The following is a 25,349-nucleotide window of genomic DNA, read 5'->3' on the forward strand; positions in this document are numbered from 1 at the left end:
TTTATTTTATAAAATTATTTATACGAAATACTTTGAACATATTCGAATAAATAATATATTTGTATTCGAATAAATAAAACACAATATAATACCATTATATGAAGGCAAACACACTAATTTACATTTTTGTATTGGAGCTTTTGTTTTGTCTCTGTGCATGCGAACACGTAGATATGGAGAAATATGAAGGTGGAGACGGAATCAACATCACATTCACGGTCAACAAATTGGAACAAATACCTTTTGAAACTTCAAATATTGCTGCACGAGCAGTTGCAGATGTATCGAAGGTGTGTTCTAGAATCAGTCTTGCTATATTTGATAAAGAGAATAAAATTACCTCTCTGGATCAAGTTTCGAGCGATGCAGACTTCGGCACTCTGAAAGTCAAAGTTCCTAAAGGAAAGTACACGGTAGTAATAGTTGCGCATAACGGGGAAGGAAAGGCTACCCTGTCTAGCCCAACAAAAGTTACTTTCTACAAGAATAAAGTCACAGATACATTCTATTATACAGCCAGCATCAATATTGGTGAACAGCCTACTAATTATAATGCAGAACTGAAAAGAGCAGTAGCAATGTTCAGATTGCGCATCAGCGATGTTCAAATTCCCCAGAACGTCAAACAATTTGAATTCTATTATACAGGAGGAAGTAATACACTGAACTGCATAAATGGCTTCGGCAACGTCAATTCCAAACAGAGAGAGTATAGAGATATTCCAACCAAATCGGCTGATGGATATTACATCTTCGATGTTTATACCTTCCCACATGCAGATGGCAAAGAATTAAAAATGAAGGTTGATGCCATAGATGCGTCAGAAAATAGTGTCGAAGGAATAGAATTCCCTCTCGTACCTGTAACAAAGAACAAGGTTACGCAATACACCGGACAATTCTTCAACGGCATTCATGCAGACGCACCTACAGGAATTAATCTTTCAATAGATGATAAATGGAATCCTGACTATTATGATGTGACTTTCTAAACAAATAGAACCATGAAAGTCACAATGAATAATATTTTTGTTGGAGCGGTGCGTACGAGACTCGAACTCGTGACCTCCTGCGTGACAGGCAGGCATTCTAACCAACTGAACTAACGCACCAATGTGCTTTTTTCAAGATGTAGTGCGGTGCGTACGAGACTCGAACTCGTGACCTCCTGCGTGACAGGCAGGCATTCTAACCAACTGAACTAACGCACCTTATAGACCATCTTGTCAATTGCGAGTGCAAAGGTAGCGATTAAATTTTATTCCACCAAAAATCAAACAACTTTTTTATAGAAAACTTTGCAGTAACCATGCAGAATATGCACTACCCTCTTCGAAGAGCCAATCTTGAAGCTCTGATGAAATATGGAAACCACACTTCTCCAGCAGACTGACAGAATCTGTATTCCGCTGATCCACGACAGCGTATAGTTGATGTATGTTCAGTGTCTTCTTACAATACCCCATTACTTGCGTAAGGGCTGCATGCGCATACCCTCTCCGACGATATGGCTTCATAATAACAATTCCAATCTCTGCGCGAAGATGCCGAGGATTGAAGTTGACAACGTCTACAATCCCTATCCCATCGCCTTTTTCATCAAGTATCATCAAGCGCACTTGCTTATCAGCATAAATATCGCAGGTAGAATTTGCAATATAATCATGCAACAGATACTTGGAATAGGGTACGTTGGTTGCACCAACTTCCCATACGGATTTATCGTTTTCTATCTTATAGAGCATGTCCAAATCTTCCGGCTCTAAAGCTCTTAAAGTGACTTTACTCATCTGCCAGCACCTCCCTCGCTGTAATTAAGCAATGAGCTTGTGGATAAAAAAGTCCCAAATGCACATTTTTCTTGGGATTCATGGAAAGTAGATGGATAATTGTTTTATATCTGAATGAATTGGTATCAAAGACTGCATAGACATCACCGTCAAATGTATCAAGGTGCAACATATCTATATCCTTACAACATGTTTCCGTTACAACCGTCGAACGATAGTTCAGGCCATGCTCATTGGCAAACTTCTCGAAAGGCAAGACATGCTCCCCTGCTCCCAAATAGCAATATAATACAGGAGTAGAAACATCCGGCGAAAGTCCCAATCTCATCCTTATTTGCTCCATCAACAATCCTATCAAGGCTTGTCCTGCCTTCAAACCGATAGCCAGTTGGATTGCCCAGAAGACGAGAAAACTAAGATTTCGATTGTGCTTTCTAAAGAATATGAGCATTGCCTTATAGAAGACGTGTACATAGCGGAATGAGGTTTTACTCGTACTCTCTCCCTTATAATGCAAAATTGACAATGGCAAATAATAGTTTTTCCAACCATCCAGTAACAGGCGATAGGATAAATCAATATCTTCACCATACATAAAAAAGTCTTCATCCAACAATTCCTTGGTCTTCACGGAACTCTTCCGAATCAGAAAGAAAGCCCCACTTATAATTTCAATTTCACAAACCTCATCCCAAGGAAGATACCCCATGTAATAATGTCCAAACCTGCGATGAGTCGGAAAACGCTTACATAGACCTACTATCTTGTAGAATGCAGTCATCGGCGTAGGAACTCCACGTCGTGACTCCGGCGCCTTCTGCCCATTCTCCGTTATCATCTTGACACCAACACCACCTATCTTCGTGTCTTCGTCCATCTTCTTCAGGGCGTCACAAAGCACTTCTTCTCCTAGGATAGTGTCTGGATTGAGTAACAAGACATACTCTCCAGCAGTCTGTCTAAATGCAAGATTATTAGCTCTGGAGAATCCTAAATTTTCACTGTTTTGGATGATTTTCACCCACGGAAAACACCGTTTCACAAACGCGACAGTACCATCAGTGGAATGATTATCTACAACAAAGACCTCAGCTTCTATCCCTTGCAAAGCTTTTGCCAATGAAAGAAGGCACTGCGCAAGATAGTACTTGACCTGATAGCTGACAATAATGACTGATAATTTCAATTTTCTTGGATTTCAGAGAGACAACGAGACATGGATGGATAAATAAATAATGCACTCAACAAAAGAATGATTCCCATATATCCGAAGGCCACATTCATAAACATATAATACAAAAATATGTTAGCAATTAAAGGTATCATCAGCAAAAGCATGCGAAATATGGCCAAACATCTATATGCACCCGATGCCTCTGGATGAAGAGAAGCTATTTGTTTCTTCACTCTTGAAAAATGAAACAATCTCAATGCGAGCGGAATCACACAGATTGTCAGCAATTCCATTACAACTGCACAAAGGAATTCAGCATTTGGGTTCGATGTCCAATCTCCCGGCAATAGCAAGTTACTTTCAAACAAAACGGCTATCAACAAGGACAAGACAACGCTTCCCCAAAATATTCCTAATAATAAAGTACAGGTCTTCTTCATGCAACATGTTAGCTTTTAAAAGGTATACGATTCACTATTGAGCGCCCCAATGTCACTTCATCAGTATACTCCAATTCATTCCCTACCGAAATGCCACGTGCTATCACAGAGATATTGATGGTGAAAGGAGCAAGCTTTTTCGATATATAAAAGTTGGTCGTATCGCCTTCCATAGTCGATCCCAATGCCAATATTACCTCTTCTATATCTCCCAGCTGTACCCTATCCACTAATGAATCTATCTCTAAATCATTCGGGCCGATACCGTCCATAGGCGATATGACTCCCCCCAAGACATGATACAAGCCCCGATATTGCTGCGTATTCTCTATAGCCAAGACATCTTGCACATTCTCTACGACACAAACAGTAGAGGTGTCTCGCTTAGGGTCTCCACATATTGAACAGACATCCGTATCGCTGATATTATGACAAACAGTGCAATACTTCACCTCATGACGCAACCGATGAATCGCTTGAACAAAGCTATCCACCGACTGTGAAGACTGCCTGAGCTGATACAAGACCAGGCGTAGAGCCGTCCTGCGCCCTATGCCTGGTAACTTTGAGAACTCATCTACTGCTTTTTCCAGCAGCGAAGATGGGTATGATTCGTACATTACAGATATACTCCTATACCGATTTTCAACCCTATCGTAGAATAATCACTGTGCTTCTTGAAAGACTGATCGTAATAAATAGCTGGTTCAATCGTCACGGTATGACTCAAAAAGAAGGCATATCCGACCTCAACACCCGGCATTAAATCATTATAATGAGGTGCATGTTTGTATTTGCAATTCACTCCCAAGAAGATGCCATTCTGCTCTATGTAGTAACGGCCTCCCACACCTAAGGTATAGCTATCTCCTATACCGTCATTGCCTACATGCGAGTAGCCAAGCGTTCCATAGGCCATCAAATCGTCGACAACCATGTAACCAGCTTGAGCTTGAACACCGAAATTAAAGTGATTCGACCCATTATAACTCATATTCAAGCCTGTCAACGAACCGCCTATATAGGCTTTGTCTGCTTCAAATTGAGCATTTGCCGCTACAGTCATCAACAAAGCGGCAATCATTAAAACTAATTTTCTTCTCATTATATACTTGTTATTAATTAATACTATATTGTTTCCTGTACCAAACGAAGAACCAAACCAGCGAAGCCACCAATACTATAATACTGCCTGCATAAGATACTGACTCGCTGAAACCAAAAGCCTGTTTCGAAACCAATAAGAACGTCGAGCATACAACCGTCATAAAGACGGCCGGTACAAGACTGATGACAAAGGGTTTCTTACGCTGAACCAGATACACGGTCGTCGTCCAGAGTGTGAATACGGCCAAAGTCTGATTGGCCCAACCAAAATATTGCCAGATGACATTAAATCCATTAGGATTCTCCATCTGCCAAAGCAATAATCCGAGAGCTGCCACAAACATAGGTACAGCGATACACAGACGCTTGTACATGGTCTTTTGCTCCAGTCCCAACGACTCTGCGATAATCAGTCGGGCACTTCTAAAAGCCGTATCACCGCTTGTAATGGGAGCAGCCACCACACCTAATAACGCCAAGATACCACCAGCCAATCCTAGCCATCCCTCACAGATATACTTGACAACAGCAGGTGCATCGAAATACTGAACAAGTGTCTTACCACCCTCAAACTGAGCAATAAACCGGTTGGCAACCTCTGGAGAGACTACTTCTTTCCACCCACCATAGTAGAAGAAATAAATAGAAACCGTAGCCCAAATCAAAGCAACGATGCCTTCAGTAATCATAGCACCATAGAAGATAGGGCGACCTTGCTTCTCATTCTTCATACATCGGGCCATCAACGGACTCTGCGTTGCATGGAATCCACTGATAGCTCCACATGCTATCGTTATGAACAAACAAGGGAATATGGGGTTGGCATCTGCAAATTGAGACACGCCCAACCATGCCGGAACTACATTCAGATTGCTCTCAGGCAGATTACTCCACCATTCCGGCAGCGTAGGCATCTTCAAGAACAATCCCACCAAAAGTGCTACAGCCATAAAAAGGAGTGAGAAGGCAAAGAGTGGATATATCTTGCCTATAATCTTGTCAATAGGCAAGAGCGTTGCTATGATATAATAAATAAAGATAAGCAATATCCAAATCAGCTTGCTTCCCGCAATGTTAGACAACACGATAGCAGGACTATACACAAACACTACGCCCACCATCATCAGTAACAACACCGAGAACACCAACATCACCTTCTTCGTCCTAAGTCCCAAGTATCTTCCCACCAAATCAGGTAGGCCAGCCCCATCATGCCGAACCGACAACATACCACAAAAATAATCATGCATGGCTCCGGCAAAAATACAGCCTAACACAATCCATAGATAAGCATACGGGCCATACCATGCACCCATAATCGCCCCGAAAATAGGACCTGTTCCGGCGATATTCAGAAACTGAATCATGAATACCTTCCATCCAGGCAATACCACGTAGTCCACTCCATCGGCTTTTGCTATAGCAGGAGTCGGCCGATTATCAGGCTCAAAAACATGCTCTACAAAACGTCCGTAAATGAGATAGCCCACTATCAAAGCCAATAGACTAAGTGTAAATGATATCATTGTAATATGAATTTAAGACAATTGCAAAAGTAAACATTAAATTTGAAAAGAGAAAAAATATAAGTACCTTTGTGACCAATTTGCAATAACAATCACCCAATAGATGAATAGAATAATCACAATTATCATAGCGCTGTTTCTTGTATGTTTCGACAGTTCGGTCTTAGCACAAAAGAGCAAATACGAAGTTCGCGCTGTATGGCTCACAACCATCGGCGGACTGGACTGGCCTCATCGTTATGCACGTTCGGCTTACTCCATCGAAGCACAAAAACAAGAACTTATCCAAATCCTTGATAAATTGCAAGATGCCGGCATCAACACGGTGCTGTTGCAGACCCGCATTCGTGGAACAGTAATCTATCCATCGCGCTATGAGCCATGGGATGGTTGTGTCAGCGGCATTCCAGGACTCTCACCCGGATACGACCCTCTACAGTTTGCCATCGAGGAATGCCACAAACGGGGCATGGAACTACAAGCATGGATTGTGACAATACCTGTAGGTAAGTGGAATGGAACAGGCATCAAGAACCTAAGGAGCAAACGAGTAACGTCGCTCAAAAAGATTGGCGACGAGGGCTACATGAATCCCGAAGATACTCGTACAGCCATTTATCTCAGCAAGATATGCGGCGAAATCGTAGACAACTATGATGTCGACGGCATTCATCTCGACTATATCCGTTATCCCGAAACATGGAATATCAAAGTATCTAAAGATCAGGCACGCCGGCATATCACCGATATTGTCAACAGCATACATCAAACCGTCAAGAGCAAGAAACCTTGGGTAAAGCTCAGTTGCTCGCCTGTGGGCAAAGCCGACGACCTGACCAGATACGAGAGCTATGGTTGGAATGCCTACAACAAGGTTTGCCAAGACGCACAAGGATGGTTGCGCAATGGCCTGATGGACGAACTTTTCCCCATGATGTATTTTCGTGGCAACCAATTCTATCCTTTCGCGATTGATTGGGCCGAACAATCCAATGGACGAATTATCGTACCGGGACTAGGCATCTATTTCATGTCACCGAAAGAAAAAAACTGGGATTCCAACGTCATTGAGCGCGAAATGCACGTATTGCGCAGTTACAATTTAGGCTATGCTTTTTTCCGCAGCAAGTTTTTCACCGATAATCTGAAAGGCATTTACGACTTCACCGTGAAATTCAATCAGCATCCTACCCTAGTACCCCCTATGACGTGGGCTTCCAACCATATACCTACTGCACCAGAGAATCTCCGATTAGAAAAGCAGACATTAAAGTGGGAGAAAGAAGATGACACCTATTATAATATATATAGCAGCGACACATGGCCTGTCGATATATCAGACGGCAACAATCTGATAGCTGCAAAAGTCGGCTCAGACCATCTGGAAATAGATAATCCCGACATGTATTACGCCGTCACAACTATGAACAGATATGGTACAGAAAGCCAGCCCAGTACCGTGGGACAGGCTTCTCCTAAACAGACAGTAAATGTATCTTTACCCTGCAACGGCCAAAAAGTGACGATTCCTACCTCCTATTTACAAGACGAGCCTAGTTTCACCGTAGCTATCACAAGTCTGACCGGCGTCCTTCTATCAACAGCCCACGTAAGCAACAATAGTGTAGACGTACGCCAACTAGCCAACGGTTCATATATATTGCGCACCCTGAGTGCCAACGGACAGAGCCATCGTATCGGCTATTTCACCATTAAACGGTGATAGGCCGAATATCCTTGCATGCCAAGAAATACGGTTTAAACTGACAAACAGAAACACTTAAGAAGAAACCAACCATCTCCTTATTTCACTGCAAGATACCAGCAACATTACTGCCTAGGCCAAACAGCAGTGCTGCACAGCCCGAACAGCAACACTGCCAAGCCTTTGCAGAAAAGGCATGATTAAAATATACAACACCATCCACACACCTTATTTGCGGACAGACCTATTTTATTACCATCTCATCCACCTAAGCAAAAGACTTGCCAATGCAGTAAACACCTCCAACCTAATACTAAACAGTGATGGTTAGAAAGCTGTACACGACGGGTATTTCTAAAGATTGTATAAAACAAATACCTATTAATTGTTATTGCAAAGATTATAAAGCGTTATTAACTTTGCACTCAAATTAAAACGTAATTAACATTAAAGGATGGCTTATTCGAAGCCACATGCTTTCAATTCATCATGAATAATATAAAAATTTATTATTTAATTCTTTATTATTTCATATTCGTATTAACTCAAGGTCACGCTCAGCAGAAGGATTCTTTATCAGGATTTGTTTATAAGGAACAACAACTGAAAGAAGTTGTTGTATCGGCAGGACAAATACTCGGCAGTAAATTCCAAGCCCGCAATCGCACGGGGTCTGCTTATTACGTATCGCCCCAAGAACTGGGTAAATTCGGATATACTGATATTAACCGTATGCTCAAGGCTGTTCCAGGCGTGAACATGTATGAGGAAGACGGTTTTGGACTCCGTCCTAACATCAGTCTCCGCGGTACAAAAGCCGAGCGTAGCGAGCGCATCACGATTATGGAAGATGGCGTACTCGCTGCACCAGCCCCCTACTCTGCCCCGGCTGCCTACTATTTCCCCAATGCCGCACGTATGCACGCAGTCGAAGTATTGAAAGGAAGCAGCCAGGTACAGTACGGACCTTTTACTACGGGTGGTGCTATCAATATGGTGTCGATACCTATTCCTACGCATTTCACGGGCAAAGCCGATATTTCGTATGGCTCGAACAATACTCTCAAAGGACACGCTTACATAGGTGATCTTTGGCGACATTTCGGCTATATGGTAGAATATTTGCGCTATCAGTCCGATGGTTTCAAACGCAGTGCAGAAGGCAATAAATTTGGATTCGGGCGCAACGACGTTATTGCCAAATTATTATTCAAGACCGCCGGCATCACCAACTGGAATCACTCGCTGGAATTGAAATTTGGATTTGCCAACGAAAACTCTGATGAAAGTTATGTAGGCTTGTCGGAGGAAGATTTCAAGGCATCCCCTTTCCTGCGCTATGCTGGTTCCAAGATGGACAATCTCACTACTCACCACACCCAATGGGTCGCCACTTACAATATGGATTGGAAAAAACGTCTGAAACTGACAGCCAATGCCTATTACAATTATTTCCATCGCAACTGGTACAAGCTGAACGATGCCAGGGTGGGCATCACCAAGGGTGAGAAACGCTCCATTGCACAGATATTGGAAGATCCGGAGACTAACAGTCGCTATTTTGATATTCTCACGGGCAAGGTAGACTATGACGGTGAAGCACTCATCATACGTGCCAACAACCGCACCTATCGCTCGCGTGGCTTACAGGCAAAGCTAGAATACCGTTTTAACATCAAAGATTTTTATATTAATCTGGAAGGTGGATTGCGTTATCATCGCGATGAGGAAGACCGTTTTCAGTGGGACGACGGTTATTCTATGACGGGCGGCCAAATGAAACTGTTTGTGCCAGGCTTGCATGGAACAAATGCCAACCGCCTGACCTCTGCTGAAGCTTGGTCGGGTTATGTGCTCACAAAACTTAATTATAAGACACTCACCTTGACGACTGGCCTTCGCTATGAAGACGTAGACCTGTTGAAGAAAGACTATACCACTGCCGATTTACAGCGTACTGGACATATACGCATAGAAACTCCCAACCATGCCCGTGCCTTTATTCCCAGTTTAGGATTGCATTGGCAAGCTCTGGATGTAGCATCGCTTTTCTTCGGCATACACAAGGGATTTGCTCCTCCCAGTGCCGAACTCTACCAAAAGGCAGAAAACAGTGTCAACATGGAGCTGGGTGTCCGTGTCTCTACCCCTAATTTCGGTATGGAGTTCATTGGCTTTTTCAATGCCTACAGCAATATGCTGGGCAGCGACCTTGCAGCCTCAGGCGGAAGTGGGACACTTGACCAGTTCAACGTAGGTAAAGCCGATGTAAAAGGTCTGGAGTTTCTTGTACGATGGCAGCCATTACCAATGGCATGGAAGGTGCGTCTGCCTCTTCAGTTGTCATACACCTATACCGATACAAAGATGAAAAATTCTTTTGTCAGTGGTGCATGGGGAAATGTATTCGTAGGCGATGAGATTCCCTATATTTACAAACATTCGCTCAACATGCAAACTGGCTTGGAATATGGACGTTATGAACTGACTTTCGGTATGAAATACAACGGCGACATGCGTACTGTACCCGGACAAGGCCACATTGCCAATAGCCACAAGATTCCGTCACATATAATCCTTGATGCCTCAGCTCGTATGGCCGTCAACAGATGGGTAACACTGACGCTGAATGCCGTAAACCTTACGGATAAGGTATATCTGGCTTCGCGACATCCATCGGGATTGCGCGCTGGCCATCCTTTCGGCATTTTTGGTGGTGTCAAGATACAGTTCTAACATAGAAATTCAATCGCTTTCTTTCAACAATAAACAGTAATCAATGAAATTATCAACTCTCATCGCAATAGCATTTACGTCCTTAGTACTGGCTATTCACCCATCTATGGTATATGCTCAAAGCAGTCAATCTGGAGAAGTGAAGGGTGTTGTTACCGATGCCGACGGTGAACCGCTACCTGGTGCTACTATTAAATTGGTAGGTGCAAAAGGGGGCAGCCTTACTGATGCCGACGGTCACTATCACTTGAATGCCGCCATTGGCCAAACACTAGAAGTGAGGTATCTCGGCATGAAGACCAAACGTATTAAAATCAGTTCGAAACAACTCAATATTCAATTGGAAGACGACTCGCATATGATTGATGATGTGGTTATCACTGGATACCAGAACATCAGCAAACGACTCTTTACGGGAGCATCTTCACAGGTAAAGCTTGACGATGTAAAACTTGAAGGCGTAGCCGATGTTTCGCGCATGCTCGAAGGTCGTGTAGCTGGTCTTTCTATTCAGAATATCACTGGTAGTTTTGGTTCAGCTCCGCGCATCAATATCCGCGGAGGAGCTTCTATCATTGGCAATGTGCAACCTCTATGGGTCATAGACGGTGCTGTCTACGAGGATATAGTATCGCTTACCCTCGACCAACTGGCATCCGGCGATGCCGTAACGCTTATCAGCTCGGCAGTGGCAGGTATCAATGCTGCCGACATTGAAGACATTCAGGTACTCAAAGACGCCTCTGCCACTTCGCTCTATGGGGCACGTGCCCTTAACGGCGTTATCGTGATTACGACTAAAGGTGGCAAGCGTGAAACTCCTACAAAGCTCTCCTACTCGCTAGAAACTAGTTTCCGTCAACGCCCTACATACAATGATTTTGATTTACTTAACTCGCAGGAAACGATGTCGGTGTATAAAGAGATGGAGAGCAAGGGATATTTTGGTCTCAGGGAGGCACTTTACGGTCGTAGAAGCGGTATCTACTATCAACTTTACAAAAGTCTTTCTACCCCCGATGCACATACAGGTAACTATCCTTTAGAGAATACAGAATCAGCAAGAATAGCATTTCTCAAAGAGCGGGAATATGCTAATACAGATTGGTTCAAGGAATTGTTTACGCTCAAACCGATTACCAGTCATACACTGACCTTTTCGGGAGGAGGCAGCAACTCTGCCTCGTATGGTTCTATCGGATTCTACAACGATGCAGGATGGACCATCACAGACCATGTCAGTCGTCTGACAGCCAACTTAAAAACATCGTTCTATATGGGCGATAAATTCCGTATTACCCTTTCTGCCCAAGGTAATCTGCGCAACCAGAAAGCGCCAGGCACCGTACCCCAACGTAAGAATACCACACTGGGGGCTTTTGAACGCGATTTCGATATCAATCCATTCTCGTATGCAGTAGGAACTAGCCGCACCTTGCGTCCACGTAATACAAATGGGCAGTTGGAGTATTACCGCAATAACTGGACACCGTTCAACATCTTGAATGAATATGATAATAACTATATGAAGGTAAATCTCCTTGATTTCAAGTTACAGACTGAAGCATCATACAAACTGAACCAACATCTGGAAATCAAGACACTTCTTTCTGTACGACATGCCTATACCAGCAATGCCCACAAGATAACCGAGCATTCGAATGTGATACAGGCCTATCGTGCAGCAGAGACACCTTATGTAGCTGAGCAAAACATTTATTTGTTGAGAGACAAAAACAACCCACTGAAACAGCCTGTACCCGCCATTACCCAAGGAGGAGTATTCAACAAAACCGAGACTTCAATGAAAAGTTATATGGGACGCTTGGCTATAGACTACAACCGTCGGTGGAAAAAGACCGAACTGCGTGCCTTTGGTTTTGCCGAACTTCGATATGCCGACCGCACCTCCAATCCTTTCCAGGGCTATGGTATCCAGTATGACAGAGGAAACCAGATTTTTACAGATTCGCGTATTTTCCAAAAACTCACCAATGAAGGTACAAGTTACTTCTCGCTGACCGATATGCGCGATAGAGGTGTCACGTTTTCTGCCAGTGGCACTTACGGATACGATGGCAGATACATTATGAACGCAGTTGTCAATTACGAAGGTTCTAACGCTTCGGGGCGCAACAGCAGGGCGCGTTGGTTGCCAACTTGGAATGTGGGTGCAAAATGGAATATAGACCAAGAGACTTTCATGAAGTCGAATACAGTTTTCTCCCAACTGGCATTACGCGCCAGTTACGGTCTGACGGCCAAGATGAACGAACAGGCTATCAACTCGAATGCGGTGTATAAGAACATTATAATCAACCGTTTCCGATTGGAAGACCGTGAAAATGCCCTAAAGATTCTACACTTGGAAAATAGGGATTTGACATGGGAAAAAATGTACGAGCTGAATCTTGGTCTCGACATGGGATTCTTCAATAATCGCATTACGGCTAATGTAGATATATATCAACGTAATTCTTTCGACCTTATCGACTTGGTACGTACATCGGGTGTGGGTGGTCAGTATTATAAATACGCTAACTTCGGTGATATGCGCACAAGAGGTATCGAGCTGGCACTGAGTACGAAAAATATCATGTCTGAGAAATTTAGTTGGGCTACCAGCTTCACCATCAGCTATATGAGTCAGAAAATAACCCGTCTACTCAATACCCCAAATACATTTGATATGGTGGCTGGTGCAGGGCGTGGAAATATCGTAGACTTCCCGAAAGGTTCATTGTTCTCATTCAATTTCCAAGGACTTGATCATGCTTCCGGTCTACCCACTTATGATTTCGGATTATATCCACTGAATAAAGATGCGAACTCACGCATATCGGGTGCAGACTTCCTTGATACGCAATACTCTAAAAGCTATCTTATCTATCATGGTCCGATAGAACCCACCACTATAGGTGGCTTGTCCAATACATTCCGCTATAGAAGTTGGGAATTAAGTCTCTTCATGACGATGCAGGCTGGTAACAAAATAAGACTTAATCCGACCTTTGACCCAGCTTTTGCAGATTTGAATGTCTTTACAAAAGAGTATTATAACCGTTGGCTTAATCCCGGCGATGAGTTAAAGACAGATGTACCGGTATTACCATCAGCTGATTTGATAAGACTCTATGGAAGTGAGAATATAGAAAAAGCATACAATACCTATAACTATTCACAGTTGCGTGTGGCCGATGGCAGTTTTATCCGTATGAAGAATATAGCACTTACATATAACCTACCTATGGTTGCAGCCAAGAAATTAGGACTGGGAATGGCCAGTATAAAGCTCAATGTTACCAATCCATTCTTGATTTATGCAGACAAGAAATTGAATGGACAGGATCCGGAATTTTATAAATCGGGTGGCGTATCACTACCAACTCCCAAACAATATACCTTAACTATCAACTTAGGATTGTAAACGGAAATATAGTAAATGATGAAAACAAAAACATTTGCAGCTTGTATATCACTGCTATTATGTGCTTGCAATGGTTATCTTGACGAGAGTCCAGACTCGGCGATTGACGTAGATGTGAACTCAGAGGATAAAATTGCCGAGATGCTCACAGGAGCTTACCCTGATGCCAGTTACTTTGAGTTTTTGGAAACGCGCACCGACAATGTCACCGAGCGTGTAAATGGTATCCATAATAGTCTCAATGAGGCTATGTACTATTGGGTCGATTATGACCAAGAAGACCTGGATACCCCCCTTAACTATTGGAACGCTTGTTATGCGGGGATTGCTCAGGCTAACAAAGCTCTTGAATTGCTGGCCGCCTATCCCAAGACTCCACGTGTGAAAGCTCTCTACGGTGAAGCCTTCTTACTTAGAGCTTATCTGCACTTTATGCTGGTCAATATCTGGGCAGAGCCTTATGGCTCACAGCGTTCAACCACTTCGCCAGGTATACCATATCTTACCAAACCGGAGAAGCATGCACTTGTAGATTACAAAAGAGGGACAGTAGCAGATGTTTATGAGAAGATAGAGAAAGACTTGTTACTAGGCATTACTTTGGTAGATGACTCATATTATACCAAACCTAAGTTTCATTTTACCAAACAGGCTGCCTGTGCTTTTGCTTCACGATTCTATCTAATGTACGGGAAATGGGATAAAGTAGTAGAATATGCCAACTATGTACTAGGCCGCGATCCCGGTAAGTTGTTGCGTAATTGGACAGAATACAGTCATAAACTGTTTTTCAATCACCCTTCACTATATACAATCTATACATCATTGGAAGAACCCGCTAATATTATGTTAACTGTCACGGAATCAAGACAGAAACGTAATATGCCTACAGAAAAATATGGCCTTACCTATAATCTCATGCAAAGTATTTTCGATAAGAAAGGTATTGAAGGATGCAGCGAATTCAGTAAAGACCTGAATCTGTCCCAACAAGGCGCATACACTTTCTCGGCCTCACCTTCGCCAGTGACCGATGGACGCTATATGGCCAAGTTTGACGAACTGTCACTCTACGGGTATACAGGATCGAAACCTCGTGGACTCTATGTTACCAATGTGCTTTTCTCGGTAGAAGAAGTGCTGTTTAACCGTATGGAGGCTTATGCAATGCAGCATGATTATGTGCGCTCCATTGATGATTTACTCATCTATTTGCGTTCTAAATTTGGCTTGATACCAGCTTGTGGCCGTGAATCGTTTACAACAACCAGTGTCAATAACTATACTATCTACAAACCTTTCTATGGATTGTCAATCAAGCAATTGGCTTTGGTCAAGACCATTGTTGATTTTAGACAAAAGGAATTTCTGCACGAAGGGCTACGTTGGTTCGATATTCGCCGTTTCTATTTGCCAGTATCTCGTTCATCCAAGAACAGCCTTTACCGCCCACTAACGCAAGAAGACCCTCGCAAGCTGCTCCAAATTCCCACTGAAGCCATACGCCGTGGATTAGAACCTAATACTCGATAAAATAAGATTTTATACTTATAATGATAACGATTTAAACGTCTTGAATGATGAATAAGCAAATATTATTTCTTCTTCTGTTCACCCTACTGGCCGTTAGTTGTTCTGACGAAAAACTCTCTACAGACAGTGTAGTTGACAGTTACCGTGGCCAACATGAAGAAACAGAACTCGACACTTGGATATACAAGCACATAACCAAGCCATATAACATTGCCGTGGAATACCGTTGGGACAGAAATTATGCCCAGGCAGAGAGTTATACCTATCCTCCGAAGAGTGACAAGGTAAAGGCAGTACTCGAAACAATCAAGTATCTTTGGCTCGAAACTTATACACAACCAAACATTGGTGGCCCTGACTTTATGAAAGGAAAGGCTCCCATACGTATTTATATGTTCGGCGGTAAAAACCTAGACGCCAATGGTGTAGAACTTATTTGTAATGCCAATGCGGCAGCGACAGAAATGTATATTTATAATGTTAACACTTTCGACCCGGCAAATTCCGAAAAAATTTTTATCCTCATGCGTAGTGTGCACCACCAGTTTGCCAAACGATTAATGGATATTTTCCCTTATAATCGCGATGCCTTTATGAGCATCAGTCAGCGTAGATACACTTTCGCCTCTGACGTGATTGCATCGGCTATACGGAATACACTTGACCCTCACGAACGATTTGGGCTCAACGACTATGCCAGCAACAACGCCTTTTTTACATTCCATTCATTCTTCTCGCCTACCGATGATTTTGCAGAGATTATAAGTTCTATTATAACTAATACGCCTGCCGATATTAAAAAGGCTGAGCTAAATGCCAAGAAGCCTTATTCTTACGAAGAAAACGAAGATGAAGAAATCAAAAATCAGTATAAAAAAGAGGCAGAACAAGCTTATAAAGAGTTCGTAGAGAAGAAAATGTTTGTTGAGCAATACTTTGAAAAGAATGTCGGTATCAAACTGAGTCGTCTGCAATTAGTTAGTCTGAAACGCATGGGCGACTTCGTGAAAAAGAATAATAAAAGCAAAGTTAGTTGAGATGAAAAAAGCATATAGTTTATATATCGTTCCACTTTTGTCTGTACTATTGTTTTGGACAGGCTGTACAGGTAATGCCGAATATCGTTTTGACGATTCACCGTCTGATAGAAACCGCAATGCAACAGCTGACTTGAGAAAACAACTTGTCGAAGCTCCGTATGGGTGGAAAGTTATCTATTTCCCCAAAACCGACTCCCTTTTGTTCTCAAATCCCAACGAAGTGATAGGTAAATATCAATATAACGGACGCTATGGCTACGGAGGATATTATTATATCATGAAATTTGACGATAAGGGGAAAGTGGCTATAACGGCTGATTATGATGAGAAGACGATTACCACTCCTCAAACCAGTGAGTTTGAGATACGACAAAACTCATTCACCCAACTGAGCTTTACCACGCATAATTCTATTCACGAGTTGGTAAACGATCGCTTTGGAGGCTCATCCGATTTCCTGTTTATGGGTTATGATTACGATGGCAGTCTATTGTTCAAGACAGCCTCTTACAACAAACCAGCATGCGAGTATATTGTATTTACAAAACTCGACAAACCTAATTCCTCCGTAGAATATTTAACTACAGCATACAAGAATCGTCGATTCTTTGAGCAGATGCCTAATCCACAGTTGCATATCCGCATAGGAGGGCGCACCTTCTTCCGCAGTGATACCCATGCAAAGAGCGCCACTCAAATACGCGAGATAATTGCAAAGCGTTACCATCTTTTCCTTTTCGGCAGCAAACCAAGTGCTTTCCCCGATGGATTCCCTGACGAAATCAAGGGACTTGGATCTGGTTTTGTAGGTACAGAACAGGGACTTACATTCCATAGCGGATTGCGTTATGACAAGCAACGCATTTTCTACGACTTCAAACGAGAAGGTGACAAGTTTGTATGTGAGCTGGTAAAGGTCTACGATCCTTATCTACATACCACTCGCTTGGTGGCCAAGCATTTAGCACCAGATGGGGAATTTACGGGTTATATAGCCGAAATTGAGAATAAAATACAAATTAAAGCAGATTAGAATAATATGAAAAAAATATGGATATTACTATTGCTTGCACCTTTGCTTGCAGCCTGTGGAGTGAACGACGCTGAGCAAATAGAAGAAGACTACGAAAAGCTTTTCCCGTTCAAGAAACTCGAACAGCCCCCCGTTTTTTACGAAGACATGGTACCCCAACTATGCGACCCACGGCTTGCGCTGGAAGCCTACCGCTATCCAGGGGTAGAGATAACCGAGAATCCGCACAAATACGAAGTTACACTAGAATGCAAATTCTGGGAAAAAGACCGAAATGGCGAATTGGTAAAAGAACCTACAGCAGAGTATATCATTAAATACATTGATGCCGACAAACAGCTGAAAAAAATCGTATGCAAGAATAAATACAATAAAGACGATAAGGGGCAAATGAAGAATGGACAAAGATTCCGTAAACGAATAAAGGTATCATCAGGCTATCCCATGTATTTATGCGTTATCGGAAGAGGACCTCGTTCATCAGGAGTAAGTGCTAGTATCAAAGCTGTTTCCGACGATAAACTGGTGATTACCCCAGAATTGAAGACCGAGCAATATCAAAACGACGAGGGTCCTAATGAGTTAAAGGAGCCTTATTGTAATTACATTATTTTACCTTAAACAAATAGATTCTCTATATGAAGAAATATTTTTTGATTGGTTTTGTTGCAGCATTGCCCCTACTTGTTGGTTCATGCAATGATGGTGAAGGCGAGACTGTAGAGAGCAGCTACTTTATTCCGCCGATTGAGGAACCTGCTTACAGTTTCTCACGCAACGGAAGTAATAATGTGGATGTACTTGAATGTGAATTCGTCAAAGAACCAATAGACCGTATCTACAATAGTTTTCTGAAAAAAGCATCTATCGGAAATGATGTACTGCTACAGGATGTCATGACCATCTATACAGATTATCGGGATGTTGTCAAGCCCTCCCAACAGGTTGCAACATCGCAGATACATGCTGCCGATGCAGAAAAAATACGTAAGGATGTGCTCAACATGATTTATACTTCTGCACGTATCGGTGGTTACAAGGCCACAGAGAATAATATCCGGACTCGTCCTGCCGAACCTGGTAAAACAGGTTATATAGGTTATAATCTCGGCGATGTGAATATACAGTTTGTTGATGAGCGCGGACTTGCCGTAGCCGAAGCATTTAAATATATGATTTTAGGCTCCATATACATTGACAAGATACTAAACGTACATCTGGATGAGCGTTTCTTTGAAAGCGAGGAAATGCGCAACAAGCACGAGAACAAGGAAATGCCCGAAGGCAAAAACTATACAGAGTTGGAACATCACTGGGATTTGGCTTATGGCTACTACCAATTTGTGCAACCGCTGGTAAGAGGCGAAGGACTGCCCGCACTGCGTGGCAGCGAAGAGAAGATAAGACAGGCCTTTGTATACGGGCGCATCAAATTGGGGATTTATGATTACAAACAGGTAATGGAATACCTGCACATCATACGCCGTGAATTGTCAAGGGCCATAGCCTTACGAGCTGTTGATTACCTTATCGGCGCTAACACCCTAGCCAATATCAAAGAGCATGTACCCAATGCGTTCTATTTCATGGCACAGGGCTATGGACTCATCTATGCAGCCCAATTCCTCCGTAAGGCCGATGGGCAACCTTACATCAGCTATGCCAAAGCAAACAAACTGTTAAACAGACTGTTACAAGGCAAAGGATTCTGGGATAAAGACCGTCTGCTTAAAGATGTAAACAGCGAAGGGTCATTAGAGAATATTGCCCACGAGATAGCCCATATCTATGGTTTTGACATCAATGAGATAAGAAAATAAGCCAATGTTTATAAAAGGAATAAGAATGAGGAAAATATATTTTCTGTTTGTGCCGTTACTGTTCATGACAGCAACCAAGGGTATAGCCCAAAATAACAATATTCTTACCCAAGGCTCGTTTGAGCATTACGAAGAAGGACGTTTTGTAGGCTGGTATTTCCCTAATACCACTTACTTTAAGAAAATTGATAACCCCGAAGAACAGCGTACCCCACAAAGTACCAAGTGCGTGATGGTCTATCCGCGTGAACGGGCACATTTCGAGACCACCGAAACGACACCGGTGCTTGTAGCTGGAAACCGAAAATACGAAGTAGGCATATGGGTGCGGGGCAAAAAGGCCGGTTGTGAGCTTACCCTGAGCTGCATGCTATATAAACAGAACAAATTTGTTGGCACAATAGACAATTTCTGTACAGTGAAATGTACCACAAAATGGGAACAAACCATAGGAGAACTTACAATTCCGGCAGATGCAGACCGCTGTATAATACGGGTACGGATATCGAAAGGCAGCGACGATTTTATTTATATTGACGATATGAGTATGGTGATGAAGAATACAGCTCCAACAGTTCCCAAACTCTCATCGTCCGATATAGACATAACCCGCTATCAGCGCGAACTCGATGTCGAGTGGAAAGCGGATAACTACCCTAAGAATACGCAATGGCAAGTCAGCCTAAACGGGAAGCCCTACCTTACCACTCTGGACAATAAATGCACCATCAAAGGCCTGAAACTGGCTACCGTCTACGAGGTTGGCATATCGGCCAAGATTGGAGAAACTGTTACAGACGAAGTGAAGAAAAAAGCCGTTACCGGTAATTTGCAAGTTACGCAAGAAGCCAGTTGGCGTGTACCCTTCCTCCGAACCATAGGCGAAGACGGTACTTGCAAGCGCACAATAGATTTGTTTTATACCGACTTGGCCGATATTCAGGCCGACATACGGTATTGGTTAGACGGTATGGAATATACACCGAAAGAGGACAAGCTGACCTTTTCCTCTGCCGGGGAGCATACGTTGGAGATTATAATCAAAGAACCCAATGGCCAGGAGTGGGAACTTTACTATAAGGTAAACGTTACCGAAAAATAAAAGAGCAGCTGCATCGACAGCTCAATATATCACAAATAAAAATACACAATGAAACATATAGCACTTTTATTACTTATCACCTTGCTTGCAGCCTGTGGACAAAACGACACTGCCGATATGCCGGACATACAGATTGGCAAGGGTGAATCGCTGAACGAGATTTCCATCAACAAAGAAACTGTGCGCGACATCATTCTCTCTGGCGGCGACGGTAAGTTTTCGGTCAACGTGGCTGACTCAAAAATTGCCACCGCTACCATGATTGAAGATACACTCCGCATCAAGGGAGTGTTCGAGGGACAGACCTTTGCCACAATTCTTTCGCACGACCTCAGGAAGCGCATTGAGATAAAAGTAATACCTCCAAGACTCAGCCTCAGTCAGGAAACTCTGCGCATTTACCCCAAAGATCTCGTAAAATATGTGACTGTCACTGGCGGTGGCGATGTCGTAGATATGAAGGTCAACGACCCCGACAGTGTAATAGATGCAAAATGGAATGCCAAAACCAATGTGGTAGAGATAAAAGCGCATTACGAAGGCAATGCCACCATAACCTTTAAGGGTAAGGAAGACGCCGAGCGTAAGCTCAATGTAGTGGTAAAGGCTGAAAACGAAGTAACCACGGCCGGTATATATTCTACGCGCTCGCGTACCATCTATACCATCATAAAGAATGTAATGGTAGCAAAGAAAACAGGCACTGGTGTATGGTTTTATAATAACGCCCGCCCTTATGGCCGTCTGCACATTCCACTTTTCGACAAAGACATGGTTCTGCAGATTGCACCGATAATAAACCCTGTAAAGGGAAAACGGATGACAATCAAGGTGTTGGCTTCGCAAGATGTGCGGCAATTTAACTTCAACCAAGAATACCCCGTTGTAGTAGAAGATGTGAAAGGACGTCTGGCTGTCTTGCGTGGACATGGTTTTAAACTGTTGACTCCATACGAGAAGCGCCCTTAAATGGCTACCTCCTCTATGACATAACACTTATTTACCTATTAAAAAATTACAGCTTATGATTAAAAAAATTACCTTATTGTTTTTCGCATGTACTGCCTTCTTGATGTCGTGGGCACAAACTCCTCAACCTGGTGATGTTTGCTTCGTAGATGCACAGGGAAAAGAACTAAAAGGGGGAGAGCACACCGTTAATAAACTGCAAGCCCCCGATGTACTAAACGGCTATAAGAAGTGCATCGACGGTGAAGTTTTTCTCATGAACAAGACCGATAGCCCCATCAGCGTCGTTGTGGAATACACACCAATAGACCTAGCTGGTGGAACATTTAAGGTTAACACCGATTTAGAAATGACAACTCTAGAGACGAAAACATCAGATGTCCAATCTCTCCAAACCCATAATCATCCCTACTCTCAATTTGTAAGATGGTTTCCAGACGACAACACGGTGGGCGTGGCAAAACTCCGCATCAACGTTAAATACGTAAAAGTAACGGTTTCCAACAATAATGAAGGAGATGAGGAGGAAGAAGATGAAGATGAATACACAGAGGAAGAGGACGAAAATAATGGAGAAGAAAAAATCAAATACGAGGTTGTCGGCAACGGCCCGTCATTGGTAGTTTCTTTCGACCCATCAGGCCTTACTGGTATCGAAGATATTCCTCTGTATACATCGGCTACAGCCAATATTTACACTTTAAGTGGAACATTGCTGTATAGTAATGTTTCGCCATCTGAAATCAACAAACTTATTTCCGGAGTTTACATTGTAGAGATGATGCAGAATGGAAAGCGTGTTTACTATAAAAAGACGCTTGTCAAATAAGCCTACACCCACTATCAGAATAGTATAAGTTCAGTATTTTCTATTCAAGGAAGTCGTGTGTCCAATGTCCTTTCCACATTGACACACGGCTTCTTTGATATTGTCAACTTTTTACTGCAAAGGCTTTGCAGCAAAACTGCCTAGGCCAAACAGCAATACTGACAAGCCCAAACAGCAACACTGCCGAGCCATTGCAGTAAAACCATCTATATGGTAAAAAGATATAATAATGATATGGCCGACTCACAAATTCGATTTTATTGTTTACTTTTGCAATAGACTAATAGTACATCAATGATTAGTAAGGCTAAAATAAAATATATTAAGTCCCTGGAACACAAGAAGTTTCGAAAAATTGAACAGGTGTTCGTTGCCGAAGGACCGAAAGTGGTTGGAGACATGATGCAGACTGCAACTCCCAAAACGATTGTAGCTGTACAGGAGTGGTTTGACAGACATCACGTATCATCCGAAACGGAACCCATCGTAGTCAGAGAAGACGAACTTGCCAAAACCAGTTTCTTGCAACATCCCCAGGAAGTGCTTGCCGTTTTTCCGACCCCCCCCTTCACGGCATCCCCTACCAACCAATTGACAGGTCTGGAGATAGCCTTAGACGGCGTACAAGATCCCGGCAATCTGGGTACTATCATTCGTATTGCCGACTGGTTTGGCATCGAACACATCTATTGCAGTACAGATACCGCAGACGCCTTTAGTCCGAAAACGGTCCAGGCTACGATGGGAAGCTTGTCACGTGTCACCATCACTTATGGCGACCTGGCTGAACGACTCGCCTCTCTCCCCCCGACAACCCCTATCTACGGCACAATGCTCGACGGAGACAACCTCTACGAACAGTCATTAGCCACCCACGGCGTCATTGTCATGGGTAATGAGGGAAACGGCATATCGCCCAGAATCAAAGAGTTAGTCAACAGAAAGTTGCTCATACCCAACTTTCCCAAAGGCAGAAAAACCGCAGACAGTCTGAATGTTGCGATTGCCACTGCTATCGTTTGTGCCGAATTTAGAAGAAGATAATATGAAAAATGAAGATTTATATAAGAACAGGAGTTTTGCAGGTTGCATTAAATCTGCCTTCGATATGGTATCCACCAACCCTACCAAGATACTGAAAGCCACATGGCTTCCGTCTGTCGTATCGGCCATAGCTGCGACATTCATCATGCTCACTTATCTGCCTGATATGACTATAACCAAGTTCGGTATCTCCCACCCGACCCTCACACTCACTGTGATGGCCCTGTGCTGGCTGTTTCTAGCCACTGCATCTATTTGGCTTATCAGCAGTATTTACCGACTTGTCAATGGCCAGACGTTCAAAACTACATGGAAACGCAGCGCCATCATCGTACAAGACTACTTCGTCGTAAGTATCCTGACGGGGTATATTGTTTCATACGGCATTCCTGCACTTGTCAGTTACCTCGTACAGCACCAGCTAATGGCAGCTCAGACAGCCATGACAGGTAGCTATCTGGCCACCATCCTACTGGGTATCATTGTCACAGCAATTTGTTTACCTTGTGTTTACTCCGGCACAGAATATCTGGTAGAAGAACATGCTTCATGGAAAAACATTCTCGGTTCGGCCTACAAGACTGGTTGGAAACATTGGGGATTCCTCTTTACGACCAATCTCATGACATTGATAGTGGCTGCATGTATCGGCTTTTTATGCCTACTCCCACTACAGATTATTGTCGGAGCGCAAGTTTCCAATCAGTTAGGAATACTGGATGGCGACCCCGATGGAGCACCAGCTTACTTCCGATGGCTGCTCATCGGTACGTCCGTTATCTCGTTCACCATTATGAACTATATCTTCTTATGGGGATGTATGGTCAACTACTACGTCATGGGGACCATCAAACGACGTGAAGAAGAGAAGACAGCAGCTAACACCACCACAGACAACATGCAACCAGTATATGAATAAGAAACAAAGAATACTCTTTATAGACAGAGACGGCACATTAATAGAAGAACCTGCCGACGAGCAAATTGACAGCTTCGAGAAGCTCAAATTCTGCAAAGGCGTCTTCAAGAATCTGGGATTTATACGCCAACAGTTAGACTTTCGCTTTGTCATGGTAAGCAATCAAGACGGCTTAGGCACAGATTCCTATCCCGAAAACACCTTCTGGCCTACCCACAACTTCGTCTTGCAAACTCTTGAAGGCGAAGGAATAACTTTCGACGACATCAAGATAGACCGTCATTTCCCGGAAGACAACTCGCCCATGCGCAAACCAGGGACGGGCATGCTGCAAGAATACATGGATACGGAGAAGTACGACTTAGTCAACAGCTATGTCATCGGCGACAGGGAAACCGACCGACAACTGGCCGAAAACCTCGGCTGCAAGGCACTCATTCTGAATCGAGACGGAATAACATGGGAGAAAATTACCGAAATACTATTTGCAAGTGAGCGTATCGCAGAAGTGAGACGAACCACCAAGGAGACTGACATATACGCGAAGACCAACCTGGACGGAACTGGCAAATGCGACATTTCTACCGGTCTAGGATTCTTCGATCACATGCTCGAACAAATAGGAAAACATGGCATGATAGACCTCACCGTGCATACCGACGGAGACTTACACGTAGACGAACATCACACCATAGAAGATACGGCTATATGCCTGGGAGAATGTATCTTACAAGCACTTGGCGACAAACGAGGCATTGAGCGCTATGGATATTGCCTGCCAATGGATGATTGTCTTTGCCAAGTAACACTCGATTTCGGCGGTCGTCCATGGTTAGTATGGGATGCCGAATTCCACAGAGAGAAAGTTGGAGAAATGCCTACCGAGATGTTTCTGCACTTCTTCAAAAGCCTGAGCGATGCTGCCAAGATGAATCTGAACATCAAAGCAGAAGGAACTAACGAGCATCATAAGATAGAAGGGATATTCAAAGCACTGGCAAGAGCACTGAAAATGGCTATCAAAAGAGATATATACCACTACGAACTACCATCGACCAAGGGTTCTTTATAGTGTTAATATATTATAAATAGTAACAAACTGTTTGTTTTTACATTTCCCTCTCATAGGAATTTAGTAACTTTGTGGCCAATTTA

21 protein-coding genes and 2 tRNA genes are annotated in these 25,349 nt (G+C 43.2%); 15 read left to right on the forward strand and 8 right to left on the reverse strand.

The window, feature by feature from the left end; translation table 11 throughout:
* The first annotated feature begins 173 nt into the window (after nt 1-173).
* Entirely contained in the window at nt 174-992 is an 819-nt protein-coding gene (locus tag ACZ42L_RS03955; RefSeq protein ID WP_464716690.1) for a FimB/Mfa2 family fimbrial subunit, read from the forward strand.
* Nucleotides 993-1,038: 46 nt separating this feature from the next.
* On the opposite strand, the gene ACZ42L_RS03960 is transcribed toward ACZ42L_RS03955, so the two are convergent.
* From ACZ42L_RS03960 to ACZ42L_RS03995, 8 genes are all read right to left on the reverse strand, one after another.
* Nucleotides 1,039-1,112, reverse strand: a tRNA-Asp gene (locus ACZ42L_RS03960).
* A gap of 25 nt (nt 1,113-1,137) precedes the next feature.
* Nucleotides 1,138-1,211, reverse strand: a tRNA-Asp gene (locus tag ACZ42L_RS03965).
* 75 nt (nt 1,212-1,286) lie between these two features.
* Nucleotides 1,287-1,790, reverse strand: a complete 504-nt coding sequence (locus tag ACZ42L_RS03970) for a GNAT family N-acetyltransferase (protein WP_464700823.1) — start codon at nt 1,788-1,790, stop codon at nt 1,287-1,289.
* Nucleotides 1,783-2,976 (reverse strand): glycosyltransferase family 2 protein, encoded by a 1,194-nt coding sequence (locus tag ACZ42L_RS03975; protein ID WP_464716691.1) that lies wholly within the window; start codon nt 2,974-2,976, stop codon nt 1,783-1,785. The genes ACZ42L_RS03970 and ACZ42L_RS03975 overlap by 8 nt, the downstream gene beginning before the upstream one ends.
* Nucleotides 2,973-3,404 carry a hypothetical protein gene (locus ACZ42L_RS03980; RefSeq protein WP_464716692.1) on the reverse strand — a complete coding sequence of 144 codons (432 nt, stop codon included), beginning with the start codon at nt 3,402-3,404 and terminating at the stop codon, nt 2,973-2,975. Before ACZ42L_RS03980 ends, ACZ42L_RS03975 begins: the two co-directional genes overlap by 4 nt.
* An 8-nt stretch (nt 3,405-3,412) precedes the next feature.
* Nucleotides 3,413-4,024 carry a recombination mediator RecR gene (recR, locus tag ACZ42L_RS03985; RefSeq protein WP_464703583.1) on the reverse strand — a complete coding sequence of 204 codons (612 nt, stop codon included), beginning with the start codon at nt 4,022-4,024 and terminating at the stop codon, nt 3,413-3,415.
* Entirely contained in the window at nt 4,024-4,509 is a 486-nt protein-coding gene (locus tag ACZ42L_RS03990) for a hypothetical protein (RefSeq protein WP_464703584.1), read from the reverse strand. Before ACZ42L_RS03990 ends, recR begins: the two co-directional genes overlap by 1 nt.
* 13 nt (nt 4,510-4,522) lie before the next feature.
* Complete coding sequence (locus ACZ42L_RS03995; protein WP_464706715.1) at nt 4,523-6,037, reverse strand: carbon starvation CstA family protein; 1,515 nt, start codon at nt 6,035-6,037, stop codon at nt 4,523-4,525.
* A gap of 103 nt (nt 6,038-6,140) precedes the next feature.
* Here ACZ42L_RS03995 and ACZ42L_RS04000 point away from each other — a divergent pair, with 103 nt between their 5' ends.
* The 14 genes from ACZ42L_RS04000 (at nt 6,141) to hisB (ending at nt 25,266) form a co-directional block, all read left to right on the forward strand.
* Entirely contained in the window at nt 6,141-7,760 is a 1,620-nt protein-coding gene (locus tag ACZ42L_RS04000; RefSeq protein ID WP_464716693.1) for a glycoside hydrolase family 10-like protein, read from the forward strand.
* A gap of 471 nt (nt 7,761-8,231) precedes the next feature.
* Complete coding sequence (locus tag ACZ42L_RS04005; protein WP_464716694.1) at nt 8,232-10,478, forward strand: TonB-dependent receptor family protein; 2,247 nt, start codon at nt 8,232-8,234, stop codon at nt 10,476-10,478.
* Between the two features lie 43 nt (nt 10,479-10,521).
* Entirely contained in the window at nt 10,522-13,905 is a 3,384-nt protein-coding gene (locus ACZ42L_RS04010; protein ID WP_464716695.1) for a SusC/RagA family TonB-linked outer membrane protein, read from the forward strand.
* 18 nt (nt 13,906-13,923) lie between these two features.
* The gene (locus ACZ42L_RS04015) at nt 13,924-15,438 is read left to right on the forward strand and encodes a RagB/SusD family nutrient uptake outer membrane protein (RefSeq protein ID WP_464716974.1); all 1,515 of its coding nucleotides are present in this window, start codon (nt 13,924-13,926) and stop codon (nt 15,436-15,438) included.
* Between the two features lie 44 nt (nt 15,439-15,482).
* Nucleotides 15,483-16,475: a putative zinc-binding metallopeptidase gene (locus ACZ42L_RS04020; protein ID WP_464716696.1), complete on the forward strand. Its 993-nt coding sequence runs from the start codon at nt 15,483-15,485 to the stop codon at nt 16,473-16,475.
* 1 nt (nt 16,476) lies between these two features.
* Nucleotides 16,477-17,511 carry a DUF4302 domain-containing protein gene (locus tag ACZ42L_RS04025; RefSeq protein WP_464716697.1) on the forward strand — a complete coding sequence of 345 codons (1,035 nt, stop codon included), beginning with the start codon at nt 16,477-16,479 and terminating at the stop codon, nt 17,509-17,511.
* A gap of 6 nt (nt 17,512-17,517) precedes the next feature.
* The gene (locus tag ACZ42L_RS04030) at nt 17,518-18,132 is read left to right on the forward strand and encodes a hypothetical protein (RefSeq protein WP_464706719.1); all 615 of its coding nucleotides are present in this window, start codon (nt 17,518-17,520) and stop codon (nt 18,130-18,132) included.
* Between the two features lie 17 nt (nt 18,133-18,149).
* Nucleotides 18,150-19,331: a DUF4856 domain-containing protein gene (locus ACZ42L_RS04035; protein WP_464706720.1), complete on the forward strand. Its 1,182-nt coding sequence runs from the start codon at nt 18,150-18,152 to the stop codon at nt 19,329-19,331.
* 25 nt (nt 19,332-19,356) lie between these two features.
* Entirely contained in the window at nt 19,357-20,433 is a 1,077-nt protein-coding gene (locus tag ACZ42L_RS04040) for a hypothetical protein (RefSeq protein WP_464706721.1), read from the forward strand.
* Nucleotides 20,434-20,481: 48 nt separating this feature from the next.
* The gene (locus ACZ42L_RS04045) at nt 20,482-21,402 is read left to right on the forward strand and encodes a hypothetical protein (protein ID WP_464706722.1); all 921 of its coding nucleotides are present in this window, start codon (nt 20,482-20,484) and stop codon (nt 21,400-21,402) included.
* A gap of 55 nt (nt 21,403-21,457) precedes the next feature.
* Nucleotides 21,458-22,231, forward strand: a complete 774-nt coding sequence (locus ACZ42L_RS04050) for a hypothetical protein (protein WP_464706723.1) — start codon at nt 21,458-21,460, stop codon at nt 22,229-22,231.
* 294 nt (nt 22,232-22,525) lie between these two features.
* Nucleotides 22,526-23,275: a TrmH family RNA methyltransferase gene (locus tag ACZ42L_RS04055; RefSeq protein ID WP_464706724.1), complete on the forward strand. Its 750-nt coding sequence runs from the start codon at nt 22,526-22,528 to the stop codon at nt 23,273-23,275.
* Nucleotide 23,276: 1 nt separating this feature from the next.
* Complete coding sequence (locus tag ACZ42L_RS04060; RefSeq protein ID WP_464706725.1) at nt 23,277-24,194, forward strand: hypothetical protein; 918 nt, start codon at nt 23,277-23,279, stop codon at nt 24,192-24,194.
* A complete protein-coding gene (hisB, locus tag ACZ42L_RS04065; protein ID WP_464706726.1) occupies nt 24,187-25,266 on the forward strand; it encodes a bifunctional histidinol-phosphatase/imidazoleglycerol-phosphate dehydratase HisB in 1,080 nt (359 codons plus the stop codon). Before ACZ42L_RS04060 ends, hisB begins: the two co-directional genes overlap by 8 nt.
* Nucleotides 25,267-25,349: the final 83 nt, after the last annotated feature.

The sequence above is a fragment of the Prevotella mikamonis genome, from assembly GCF_055381405.1.

What these genes read in the sequence shown, in the direction of transcription:
- ACZ42L_RS03955 (WP_464716690.1), top strand. Translation starts at nt 174, where the DNA reads ATGGAGAAATATGAAGGTGGAGACGGAATCAACATCACATTCACGGTC.
- ACZ42L_RS03970 (WP_464700823.1), bottom strand. Translation starts at nt 1,790, where the DNA reads ATGAGTAAAGTCACTTTAAGAGCTTTAGAGCCGGAAGATTTGGACATG.
- ACZ42L_RS03980 (WP_464716692.1), bottom strand. Translation starts at nt 3,404, where the DNA reads ATGAAGAAGACCTGTACTTTATTATTAGGAATATTTTGGGGAAGCGTT.
- recR (WP_464703583.1), bottom strand. Translation starts at nt 4,024, where the DNA reads ATGTACGAATCATACCCATCTTCGCTGCTGGAAAAAGCAGTAGATGAG.
- ACZ42L_RS03990 (WP_464703584.1), bottom strand. Translation starts at nt 4,509, where the DNA reads ATGAGAAGAAAATTAGTTTTAATGATTGCCGCTTTGTTGATGACTGTA.
- ACZ42L_RS03995 (WP_464706715.1), bottom strand. Translation starts at nt 6,037, where the DNA reads ATGATATCATTTACACTTAGTCTATTGGCTTTGATAGTGGGCTATCTC.
- ACZ42L_RS04000 (WP_464716693.1), top strand. Translation starts at nt 6,141, where the DNA reads ATGAATAGAATAATCACAATTATCATAGCGCTGTTTCTTGTATGTTTC.
- ACZ42L_RS04005 (WP_464716694.1), top strand. Translation starts at nt 8,232, where the DNA reads ATGAATAATATAAAAATTTATTATTTAATTCTTTATTATTTCATATTC.
- ACZ42L_RS04010 (WP_464716695.1), top strand. Translation starts at nt 10,522, where the DNA reads ATGAAATTATCAACTCTCATCGCAATAGCATTTACGTCCTTAGTACTG.
- ACZ42L_RS04015 (WP_464716974.1), top strand. Translation starts at nt 13,924, where the DNA reads ATGAAAACAAAAACATTTGCAGCTTGTATATCACTGCTATTATGTGCT.
- ACZ42L_RS04020 (WP_464716696.1), top strand. Translation starts at nt 15,483, where the DNA reads ATGATGAATAAGCAAATATTATTTCTTCTTCTGTTCACCCTACTGGCC.
- ACZ42L_RS04025 (WP_464716697.1), top strand. Translation starts at nt 16,477, where the DNA reads ATGAAAAAAGCATATAGTTTATATATCGTTCCACTTTTGTCTGTACTA.
- ACZ42L_RS04030 (WP_464706719.1), top strand. Translation starts at nt 17,518, where the DNA reads ATGAAAAAAATATGGATATTACTATTGCTTGCACCTTTGCTTGCAGCC.
- ACZ42L_RS04035 (WP_464706720.1), top strand. Translation starts at nt 18,150, where the DNA reads ATGAAGAAATATTTTTTGATTGGTTTTGTTGCAGCATTGCCCCTACTT.
- ACZ42L_RS04040 (WP_464706721.1), top strand. Translation starts at nt 19,357, where the DNA reads ATGAGGAAAATATATTTTCTGTTTGTGCCGTTACTGTTCATGACAGCA.
- ACZ42L_RS04045 (WP_464706722.1), top strand. Translation starts at nt 20,482, where the DNA reads ATGAAACATATAGCACTTTTATTACTTATCACCTTGCTTGCAGCCTGT.
- ACZ42L_RS04050 (WP_464706723.1), top strand. Translation starts at nt 21,458, where the DNA reads ATGATTAAAAAAATTACCTTATTGTTTTTCGCATGTACTGCCTTCTTG.
- ACZ42L_RS04055 (WP_464706724.1), top strand. Translation starts at nt 22,526, where the DNA reads ATGATTAGTAAGGCTAAAATAAAATATATTAAGTCCCTGGAACACAAG.
- ACZ42L_RS04060 (WP_464706725.1), top strand. Translation starts at nt 23,277, where the DNA reads ATGAAAAATGAAGATTTATATAAGAACAGGAGTTTTGCAGGTTGCATT.
- hisB (WP_464706726.1), top strand. Translation starts at nt 24,187, where the DNA reads ATGAATAAGAAACAAAGAATACTCTTTATAGACAGAGACGGCACATTA.